The organism is Saccharothrix hoggarensis (genome assembly GCF_042678885.1).
GTDB lineage: Bacteria > Actinomycetota > Actinomycetes > Mycobacteriales > Pseudonocardiaceae > Actinosynnema > Actinosynnema hoggarensis.
Window position 1 is genome coordinate 1 of the sequence record NZ_JBHTLK010000246.1, and the last position, 9,944, is coordinate 9,944.

Sequence of the window (9,944 nt, forward strand, 5' to 3'; positions counted from 1 at the left end):
CCGCCGTCTTCTCCTTGGCCTTGGCCCGCCGCTCGACGGCTTCCGGCGAGTCGTCCGGCGCCGCGGGCCGGTCGGCGGCCGCGCGGCGACGCCGGGTCAGCCACTCCGCGACCCAGTCGGGGGTCTCGCCGGCGGGCAGCGGGTCACTCGCGTGGCGCAGCTGCAGGGCCACCGCGTGCTTGCACGGGAACTTGCGCGACGGGCACGAGCACTTCGCCGCGCGGTCGCCGAGGTCGACGCACACCTGGTAGGGGTTCTTGCCGCTGCCCTTGCACAGGCCCCACAGGGCCGTGTCGCTGCGACCCGTCCCCTGCCAGCCGGAGGACCCCGCCAGCCGGGTGGCGCTGCTCGCCACCCCGCTGTCCGGGGCCGTCTCCAGAACCGCTCGTGCGTCCATGCCGGCAGACGTTAGAGGCCGCCACCGACAAAAAGTCGATCACCCCAGGTCCGGCCCCCGGCGGGCCCACGACCAGGCGTACTTCGGGTCCTCCGAGGCGAGCGCCGCCTCGCCGAGGTCCAGCGGCCGGAACGTGTCCACCATGACCGCGGTCTCGTCGAAGTAGTCGACGCCGAGGGACGCCTCGACCGCGCCCGGCTGGGGACCGTGGGTGCAGCCCGACGGGTGCAGGGACAGCGAGCCGAGGCCGATGCCGGAGCCCTTGCGCGCCTCGTAGTCGCCGCCGACGTAGAACAGCAGTTCGTCGGAGTCCACGTTCGCGTGGTTGTACGGCACCGGGATCGACAGCGGGTGGTAGTCGACCTTGCGCGGCACGAACGAGCACACCACGAAGTTGGGCCCCTCGAACGTCTGGTGCACGGGCGGCGGCTGGTGCACGCGGCCCGTGATCGGCTCGAAGTCGCGGATGTTGAACGCCCAGGGGTACAGGCAGCCGTCCCAGCCGACGACGTCGAACGGGTGGTTCGCGTAGGTGAACCGGGTGAGGCCGGCGCGGTGCCGCACGAGCACGTCCACGTCCTCGCCGTCCACGAGCAACGGCTCGGCGGGCCCCCGCACGTCGCGCTCGCAGTACGGCGAGTGCTCCAGGAACTGGCCCTTGCCGGACAGGTACCGCTTCGGTGGTCCGATGTGCCCGGTGGCTTCCAGCACGAGGATGTTCATCGGTCGTGCGGGAACGACCCGATAGGTGCACGAAGTAGGTAGCACCACGTAATCGCCCTCGGCGACCGGGAGCGCGCCGTAGATCGTCTCCACGACCCCTTCGCCGGACTGCACGTACAGCAGCTCGTCGCCCGCCGCGTTGCGGTACAGCGGGCTCGGCGCGGTGGCCCTGACGAAGCCGATGACCACGTCCGCGTTGCCGAACAGGGTGCGCCGACCGGTGACCGCGTCCACCTCGTCGCCCCAGGTCAGCGCGGGCGTCTTGAAGTGCCGCGGCTTGAGCGGGAGGTTCGGGGACAGCGCGCCGCGGGTCTCCTCGACGGTGACCGCGTCGACGATCGCGGTCGGCAGGTGGCGGTGGTAGAGCAGCGCCGAGTCGGCGGAGAAGCCCTCGACCCCCATCAGCTCCTCCGCGTACAGCCCGCCTTCCGGGTCGCGGAACTGCGTGTGGCGCTTTCGGGGGATCTCACCCACCTGGCGGTAGTACGCCATGGTTCACTCCGGGCGTTCGATAGTCGGACATCTTTGTTCATTGACCGGTACGCCACTAGCGTGTCAGCCGTGTCAAGCGCCTTCGAACTCCGTGCGCCCGGTCCACGCGGCACTCCGCCCCTGCTCGCGCGGCTTGTCGACGACGCCGCACTGTTCCCGCCGGGCAACGCGGCAATGCCCGACGCGATCCGCGGCCACCTCGACGCACGTGCCGGGGAATGGGCGGGTGCCGTGGGGTTGTTCCTGTGCCCCGCGTCGCGACTGGCCGAGCTGATCACCGAGCTGATCAAGGTCAAACCGGTGAAGCCGATCGCCCTGTCGCTGGTCATCGACACGGGCCTGGGCGGTGTGCCCAAGGCCGTGTCGATCGTCGAGTCCCGCAGCGAGCTGCTGGCGCTGCGGATGGTCGAGATGCCCGCCCCGTCCGACGTGGACGAGGTGTGGCTCGAACGCGTCTCGGAGTTCGTGCCCGAGGACGTCATCCGGGTCGTCGAGCCCCGGCGGGGCGGCGCCGAGTGGCTCGACGGCGTGCGCCGCGTCATCGAGCACGGCAGCTGGCCCAAGCTGCGCTGCGGCGGGCTGAGCAAGGAGAACTTCCCCAGCGTGGACGAGGTCGCCGACTTCCTGGCGGTGGTGAGCGGTGGCGGCGTGGCGTTCAAGGCGACCGCCGGCCTGCACCACGCCGTCCGGCACACCGACCCCGCCACCGGCTTCACCCACCACGGCTTCCTCAACCTGCTCGTCGCCACCGCGCGGTCCCTGTCCGGCGGCGACGTCCGCGAGGCCCTGTCCAGCACGGACGCGGTCGCGCTCGGCGAGGAGGCCGACGCGCTGTCCGACCAGGCCGCGCACGCCGTCCGCGGGGTGTTCGCGTCGTACGGGTCGTGCTCGCTCGACGAGCCGATCGCCGACCTGGAGGAGCTGGGGCTGCTGTGAGCTGGATCGAGGACCCGGCGTTCACGGCCGACTCGCCGTTCGGGCCGCAGACGCTGCCCTACGGCGTCGTGCCCGGCGGTGTCGCGGTGCGCGTGGGCGACCAGGCGTTGCTGCTGGGCGGGCTGTCCCTGGGCGAGCGGCTGGAGCCGCTGGTGGCCACCGGCACGCTGGACGCCCTGCTGGCGGCCGGGCGGCCCGCGTGGAGCGAGCTGAGGGCCCGGCTGGTGGAGATCGTCACGGCCGCCTCCGCCCCGCGCGGCGCGCGACTCGTGCCCCTGGACGGCGCCGTGCTGCCGTTCACCGTCGCCGACTACGTCGACTTCTACTCGTCGCGGCACCACGCGGAGAACGTCGGCCGGATCTTCCGGCCCGACGGCGACGCGCTGCTGCCGAACTGGACGCACCTGCCCATCGGCTACCACGGCCGGGCCGGGACGGTCGTCGTGTCCGGCACGCCGGTCGTGCGCCCGCACGGCCAGCGCCGGTCGTCCGCCGGTCCCGTCTTCGGGCCGACCGGCAGGCTCGACATCGAGGCCGAGGTCGGGTTCGTCTGCGGCGGGCCGGTCGCGTCGCGGCTCACCCCGTCGCAGGCCGCCGACCACGTGTTCGGCGTGGCCCTGGTCAACGACTGGTCCGCGCGCGACATCCAGGCGTGGGAGTACCAGCCGCTCGGGCCGTTCCTGGGCAAGTCGTTCGCCACGTCCGTCGCGGCCTGGATCACGCCGCTGGAGGCGTTCGCGGTGGCCCGCGTGCCACCCCCGCCGCTGGGCAACGACGTGCTGCCGTACCTGGTCGAGGACCGGACCTGGGGACTGGACATCGACCTCGAGGTCGAGTGGAACGGCGTCGTGGTGTCCCGCCCGCCGTTCCGCGAGATGTCGTGGACGTTCGCGCAGCAACTCGCGCACCTGTCGGTGAACGGCGCTACGGTTCGGCCGGGCGACCTGATCGCGTCGGGCACCGTGTCCGGTCCGGAGCGCGACCAGCGCGGCTCCTTCCTGGAGCTGAGCTGGGGCGGCAAGGAACCGGTGGTGGTCGGCGGCGACGAGCGGACGTTCCTGGAGGACGGCGACACGGTGCGGATCACCGCGACGGCTCCGGGCGAAGGCGGTTCGGTCGTCGGGCTGGCCGAGGTGGTCGGCACGATCGCGCCCGCCGACGAGAGGTAGAGCGTGGTCAGACCCGATCCCCGCGGCCGGCTGCCGGCGCCCGCGTCCAAGGAGAGCTCGCTGACCCTGGAGCGGGGCCTGGCCCTGCTCCAGGCGGTCGCGGACGCCGAGTCGGAAGCGCCGTCGATCAGCGAGCTGGCGGCGGCCATCGGCGCGTCGCGGGCGGCGGTGTACCGGCTGCTCGTGCCGCTGCAGTCGCGCGGGCTGGTGCGGCGCGAGGGGTCCAAGGTGCGGCTCGGGCTGGGGGTGCTGCGGCTGGCGTCCAACGTGCTGCCGCAGCTCCGCCTCGCCGCCCAGCCCGCGCTGCGGACGCTGGCGGAGGCCGTCGGCGCGACCGCGCACCTGACCGTGGCGGACGGGAGCGAGGCGCAGGCGGTGGCCGTGGTCGAGCCGTCGTGGACGGCGTACCACGTGGCCTACCGGGTCGGCTCCCGCCACCCGGTGCACCGGGGCGCGGCCGGGAAGGCCATCGGCCTGTCGCCGGAGGGCCGGCAGTGGGTCCACTCGACGGGCGAGCTGCAGGCGGGCGCGTTCGGCGTGGCGGCGCCGGTGCGCGGAGTGCCCGGACTGCGGGCCAGCGTGGGCGTGGTGGCCCTGGAGAAGCTGGACGGTGACGCGGTGGGGCCGCAGGTGGTGCGGGCGGCTCAGGAGGTCGCTGAGGCGTTGCGCTGACGCACAGTAGCCTATGCGGCACTCTCGGTGAGGCAAAGGGGAACGAAGTGACTGCTCTGTCTGAGGACACGGAGAACTCGGCCGGCGAGCCGCACTTGTTCACGGTCGCCGAATACGCCGAGCTCGGGGAAACCGAGCACGGTTACTCCGAGTTGCAAGAGGGTCGTATCTTGATGTCGCCGAGTCCGAGTCCGCCCCACATGGTGGCTTCGGGTGAACTGTTCGCCCAGCTGCGAGCCCAATTGCCGGGCGAACTGGTCGCGATCCAGGACGTGGACATCGACCTCGAACTGGCCCCGTACGGCGATCCCGGCTTCTCCAGGCGGCCTGACCTGGTCGTCGTTCCCCGCGAGGCGACCAAGAGCGGCAGGATGCTGAAGGCGTCCGAGGTGCTGGTCGTGATCGAGATCGTGTCGCCGGGCTCGAAGCGCACGGATCGGGTGATCAAGCGCGGGGAATACGCGGATGCCGGTATTCCCCACTACTGGATCGTCGACCTGGACCCGCCGGTCTCGCTGGTCGCCTGTCACCTCGCCGGCGAGTTCGGGTACCAGGACGCCGGCGACGTGGTGGGTGAGTACACCACCACGGTGCCGTTCCCGGTGACGGTGAAGCTCGACGGGTTGGTGTGAGGTTCAGCCCGTGACCGCCTGCCAGAGCGCGAAGAGGGCGAACACGGCGAAGATGAAGCCGCTCACCCGCTGGATCAGGTGGGTCGGGATGCGGGCGGCGATCCTGCGGCCCACCAGGACGGCGATGGCGGCGACGGTGGCCAGCGCCAGGAACGCGCCCAGGCCCACGAACACCGGGCTCTCGTACCGGGCGGACAGGGCGGCGGTGGCCAGTTGGGAGGCGTCGCCCCACTCGGCGGCGAACAGGACGCCGAACGAGGTCAGGGCGGCCCGGAGGAACGTCACCCGGTCGGGACCGTCGGCGGCCGCGTCGACGTCGTCGCCGTCCTTCGAGAAGCCCTCCTTGAGCAGCAGGAACGCGCCCACGCCGAACAGGACCGCCACGACGGCGGCGACCACCCGATCGGGTAGGAGGGTGAGCACGCCGCCGAACGTCGCGGCCACCACGCACTGGATCGCGAACGCCGCCGTGACGCCCGCGAACACGGGCCACGCGCGGTAGCGGGTGGTGAGGACCAGGGTGGCGACCATGGTCTTGTCCGGCAGCTCGGCCAGGAAGACGATGGCGAAAGCCGTCGCCAGGGCGATGAGTTCGGGTGCCACGGGTACCTCCGACGTCCGATGGGAACCCGGACGGAGGCAGCACGACCCCGACCGGGCGTGGTGCGCTGCCCGGCCGGAGGTCTCGTTCGCCCGCTCCCGAGAGCGGGTGAGGGACCGGGTCCGCGCGAAGGCGGACCAGTGTGTCGATCCTCTCGCCCCGGTCGTGGTGACCCGGGGGAACTACTCCCCTCTGGCCCGGACATCGTAACCGGCGCCGGCGCGCCCGCCCGCGTGACGCCGCACACCGGGACCTTGGTCCCGGTCCACAGGTGACCCTCGTACCTGAGGCGGGACCTCCCTCCGGACCTACGTTCGTCCCGTGGAAGTTCTGGACCTGGCACGGTGGCAGTTCGGCATCACGACCGTCTACCACTTCCTGATGGTGCCGCTGACCATCGGGCTGTCGCTGCTCGTGGCCGTGATGCAGACGGCGTGGGTGCGCACGGGCGACCGCAAGTACCTCGCGATGACGAAGTTCTGGGGCAAGCTGCTGCTGATCAACTTCGCGATGGGCGTGGTCACCGGCATCGTGCAGGAGTTCCAGTTCGGCATGACGTGGAGCGCCTACTCGCGGTTCGTCGGCGACGTGTTCGGCGCGCCGCTGGCGATGGAGGGCCTGGTCGCGTTCTTCGTCGAGTCGACGTTCCTCGGCCTGTGGATCTTCGGCTGGGACCGGCTGCCGAAGAAGGTCCACCTGGCGTGCGTGTGGGCGTTCTCGCTGGCCACGATCGCGTCCGCGTACTTCATCCTGGCCGCCAACTCGTGGATGCAGCACCCCGTCGGCGTCGAGATGGTCGACGGGCGGCCGCGGCTCACGTCGATCTGGGCGGTGCTGGGCAACAACACCGTGCTGGCCGCGTTCCCGCACACGGTGTTCGGCGCGTTCGCCGTCGCCGGGACGTTCCTGGTGGGCATCGCCGCGTGGCACCTGTGGCGCCGCGGCGACGACGGGCCGGTGTGGCGGGCGTCGGTGAAGCTCGGCACGTGGGTGGGCGTGGCGGCGTTCACCGGGCTCGCGATCACCGGCGACTTCCAGGGCAAGCTGATGTTCGAGCAGCAGCCGATGAAGATGGCGGCGGCCGAGGCGCTGTGCCACACCGAGTCGCCCGCGTCGTTCTCGGTGTTCGCGGTCGGGGACGTGTCGCGGCCCGACTGCGAGAACGTCAAGAGCGTCACCGTGCCCGCGCTGCTGTCCTTCCTGGCGCACAACGACTTCACCACCGAGGTCAAGGGCATCCAGGACCTGCTGCCGCTGTACCAGGAGAAGTACGGGACCAACTACCCGGTCGACCCGAAGCTCGGCGAGCTCTCGGGCAAGCCGATCGACTACGTGCCGAACCTGCCCGTCACCTACTGGGGTTTCCGGCTGATGATCGGGTTCGGCGCGATCGCGGCCGGCGCCGGGCTGCTGGTCCTGTGGCTGACGCGCGCCGGCCGGGTGCCGCGCGGGCGGTGGTTCGCGTGGCTCGCGCTCGGGAGCGTCGCGACCCCGTTCCTGGGCAACAGCTTCGGCTGGATCTTCACCGAGATGGGTCGGCAGCCGTTCGTGGTGGTGCCGAACCCGAGCGGGGTGGACGGGGTGTGGATGTTCACCGCGCGCGCCGTGTCGTCGTCGACACCGGGGGAGGTGTTGACGTCGTTGATCGCCTTGACGCTGGTCTACGGGGTGCTGGCCTGCGTCGAGGTGTTCCTGATCCGGCGGTACGTCCGCGCCGGCGTCGCGGGCGTGCTGCCGGCTCGGGGACCCGACGACGACGCCGGGAAGCGCGACGACGTCCTGTCGTTCGCGTACTGAGAGGGGGAGCCGTGGAGACGTTCTGGTTCTGCGTGATCGCCCTGCTCTGGCTGGGCTACCTGTTCCTGGAGGGCTTCGACTTCGGCGTCGGGATGCTGCTGCCGGTGCTGGGGCGGTCGGAGGCCGAGCGGCGGGTGCTGATCAACACCATCGGGCCGGTGTGGGACGGCAACGAGGTGTGGCTGCTGGTGGCCGTCGGCGCGACGTTCGCCGCGTTCCCCGCCTGGTACGCGGCGCTGCTCAGCTCGGTGTACCTGCCGCTGACGCTGTTCCTGCTGGCGCTGATCGGGCGCGGGGTGGCGTTCGAGTACCGGGGGAAGGTCGACTCGGCGCGGTGGCGGCGGGTGTGGGACGCGGTGATCGTCGCCGGGTCGTGGACCGCCGCGCTCAGCGTCGGGTTGCTGATCTCGGCGACGGTGTTCGGCATGCCGCTCGACGCCCTCGGCGACCGCGTCGGCTCGCCGTTCGCGGCGATCCGGGTGGAGACGCTGCTCGGCGCGGTGGCCGTGGCGGGGTACGCGTTCGTGCACGGCGCCGTGTTCCTGTCCCTCAAGACGGAGGGCGGGGTGCGGGACCGGGCCCGCGCGCTGGCGTTGAAGGTCGCGCCGTTCGCGTTGCTGCCGCTGCTGGTGCTGCTGCTGACCGTGCAGCTGAGGTCGGGGTCGACGTGGACGTGGGGCGCGTCGATCGTGGTGGCGCTGGCCGCCCTGGGCGCCTACGGGCGGCTGGTGCTGCGGCGCGAGGGGCAGGCGTTCGCGTTGATGGGGGTGGTCGTCGCGGGGGCGGTGGCGGCCCTGTTCGGCGCGCTGTACCCGGACGTCCTGCCGTCCACCGTGGACCCGGCGTGGTCGTTGACGGTGGCGAACGCGGCGTCGAGCCCGTACACGCTCACCGTGATGACGTGGGTGGCCGCGTTCGGCACGCCCGCGGTGCTCGTCTACCAGGGGTGGACGTACTGGGTGTTCCGCAAGCGCGTGGGCACCCGGCACATCCCCGCCGTGTCCGTTCCTCCGGCGTCCGGCCCTTCGGCGTCCGGCCCTTCCGGGCAGACCCGGTGAACTTCCCCGGAGCCCCTTCCGCCACGAAGCCGGGGAAAGGCCCGCTCGGCGCGCTGCCCGCGCTCTCGCGCTCGGCGCGCCGGGCGTTGGCCTGGTGCGCGTTGCTGGCCGCGCTGACGGCGTGCGCCTTGGTGTGGCAGGCCGTGGCGCTGGCGTCGGCGCTCGTGACCGGGGGGTCGTTGTGGGCGCTCGCCGGCGCGGTGGTGGTGCCGGCCGGGCTGGCGTGGGCGGCGGAGTCGGTGGCCACGCGGGCGGCGGCGGGCGCGAAGGAGGAGCTGCGGGCGGCGGTGCTGGACCGGGCGCTGGGGCTCGGACCGTCGTGGATCGTGGCGCGCGGGCCCGCGTCGCTGGCGGTGCTCGCCACCAAGGGCCTGGACGCGCTCGACGCGTACTTCACCCGGTACCTGCCCGCGCTTGTGACGACGGCGGTCGTGCCGGTGGCCGTCGGCGGGTGGATCTTGCTCACCGACCCGACCTCGGCCGTGCTGATCGCCGTGACGCTGCCGCTGATCCCGGTGTTCGCGATCCTGATCGGGCGGTTCACGTCGGCGCGGGTCGGCGCGGCGGCGTCGGCGCTGGAGCGGCTGTCGGGACGGCTCGCGGAGCTGGTGCGGGCGCTGCCGGTGCTGACCGCGTTCGGCCGCGCGGCGGCGCAGGCGTCGGCCGTGCGGGAGGTGGGCGAGCGCTACCGGCGGGCGACGATGGGGACGTTGCGGGTGGCGTTCCTGTCGGCGCTGGTGCTGGAGGTCGTGGCGTCGCTGTCGGTGGCGCTGATCGCGGTGGGGATCGGGCTGCGGCTGGTGTCGGGGGAGATGACGCTGGTCACGGGCCTGGTGGTGCTGATCCTGGCGCCCGAGTGCTACCTGCCGCTGCGGGCGGCGGGCGCGGCGCACCACGCGTCGGAGGACGGCGTCGAGGCGGTGCGGCGGGTGGCGGAGGTCCCGGTCCCCGAGGCGCCCGGCCCCGCGTCGCCGCCGGTGGAGGGGGTGGAGGTCCGCGACCTGCGGGTGCGGCGGCGGGGGAGGTTCGCGCCGGACGGGGTGAGCTTCCGGGTGCGGCCCGGCGAGGTGCACCGGCTCGACGCGCCGAGCGGGGCAGGCAAGTCGACGCTCTTCGACGTGCTGCTGGGGTTCGTGCGGCCGGACGGCGGTTCGGTGGTCGTGGACCGGTCGGCCATCGCGTGGGTGCCGCAGCGGCCCGCGTTCGCCGGCCGCACGGTGGCCGACGAGCTGGAGCTGACCACCGGCCGGGTCGACCACGACGTGCTGGCGTCGGTCGCGGCCGGGCACCTGGTGTCGCGGCCGATCGCCGAGCTGTCGACGGGTGAGCGGCAGCGCGTCGCCGTGGCGCGGGCGCTGACCCGAGTCCGGTCGGGGGCGACGGTGCTGCTGCTGGACGAGCCGACCGCGCACCTCGACCCCGGCACGGCCGCCGAGGTCATGGCCGCGTTCCGCCGTGCCGCCGCGG

At 72.7% G+C, this 9,944-nt stretch carries 10 protein-coding genes; 7 read left to right on the forward strand and 3 right to left on the reverse strand.

What is annotated here, in order from left to right:
* Window positions 1–397 (reverse strand): SWIM zinc finger family protein (locus ACFQ3T_RS30620; protein ID WP_380728573.1); only part of this gene is annotated, 397 nt, incomplete at its 3' end.
* Between the two features lie 39 nt (window positions 398–436).
* Window positions 437–1,612 (reverse strand): homogentisate 1,2-dioxygenase, encoded by a 1,176-nt coding sequence (locus ACFQ3T_RS30625; protein ID WP_380728575.1) that lies wholly within the window; start codon window positions 1,610–1,612, stop codon window positions 437–439.
* Between the two features lie 69 nt (window positions 1,613–1,681).
* Between ACFQ3T_RS30625 and ACFQ3T_RS30630 the strand changes: the two genes are divergently transcribed.
* The 4 genes from ACFQ3T_RS30630 to ACFQ3T_RS30645 all read left to right on the forward strand — a co-directional run bounded on the left by ACFQ3T_RS30630 (window position 1,682) and on the right by ACFQ3T_RS30645 (window position 5,021).
* Entirely contained in the window at window positions 1,682–2,548 is an 867-nt protein-coding gene (locus ACFQ3T_RS30630; RefSeq protein ID WP_380728577.1) for a hypothetical protein, read from the forward strand.
* Window positions 2,545–3,717, forward strand: coding sequence for a fumarylacetoacetate hydrolase family protein (locus tag ACFQ3T_RS30635; protein WP_380728578.1), 1,173 nt, complete (start codon window positions 2,545–2,547; stop codon window positions 3,715–3,717). Before ACFQ3T_RS30630 ends, ACFQ3T_RS30635 begins: the two co-directional genes overlap by 4 nt.
* A 3-nt stretch (window positions 3,718–3,720) precedes the next feature.
* Window positions 3,721–4,389 carry an IclR family transcriptional regulator gene (locus tag ACFQ3T_RS30640; RefSeq protein WP_380728580.1) on the forward strand — a complete coding sequence of 223 codons (669 nt, stop codon included), beginning with the start codon at window positions 3,721–3,723 and terminating at the stop codon, window positions 4,387–4,389.
* Between the two features lie 95 nt (window positions 4,390–4,484).
* Window positions 4,485–5,021, forward strand: a complete 537-nt coding sequence (locus ACFQ3T_RS30645; protein WP_380728582.1) for a Uma2 family endonuclease — start codon at window positions 4,485–4,487, stop codon at window positions 5,019–5,021.
* Window positions 5,022–5,024: 3 nt separating this feature from the next.
* Here the strand turns inward: ACFQ3T_RS30645 and ACFQ3T_RS30650 are convergent, their stop codons facing one another.
* Window positions 5,025–5,624, reverse strand: a complete 600-nt coding sequence (locus ACFQ3T_RS30650) for a TMEM165/GDT1 family protein (protein ID WP_380728584.1) — start codon at window positions 5,622–5,624, stop codon at window positions 5,025–5,027.
* 319 nt (window positions 5,625–5,943) lie between these two features.
* Here ACFQ3T_RS30650 and ACFQ3T_RS30655 point away from each other — a divergent pair, with 319 nt between their 5' ends.
* The 3 genes from ACFQ3T_RS30655 to ACFQ3T_RS30665 all read left to right on the forward strand — a co-directional run.
* Window positions 5,944–7,419, forward strand: coding sequence for a cytochrome ubiquinol oxidase subunit I (locus ACFQ3T_RS30655; protein WP_380728586.1), 1,476 nt, complete (start codon window positions 5,944–5,946; stop codon window positions 7,417–7,419).
* Window positions 7,420–7,430: 11 nt separating this feature from the next.
* Window positions 7,431–8,477: a cytochrome d ubiquinol oxidase subunit II gene (gene cydB, locus ACFQ3T_RS30660; RefSeq protein WP_380728588.1), complete on the forward strand. Its 1,047-nt coding sequence runs from the start codon at window positions 7,431–7,433 to the stop codon at window positions 8,475–8,477.
* A partial coding sequence (locus tag ACFQ3T_RS30665; RefSeq protein WP_380728590.1) for an ABC transporter ATP-binding protein/permease occupies window positions 8,474–9,944 on the forward strand: 1,471 nt, incomplete at its 3' end. The genes cydB and ACFQ3T_RS30665, both read left to right, overlap by 4 nt.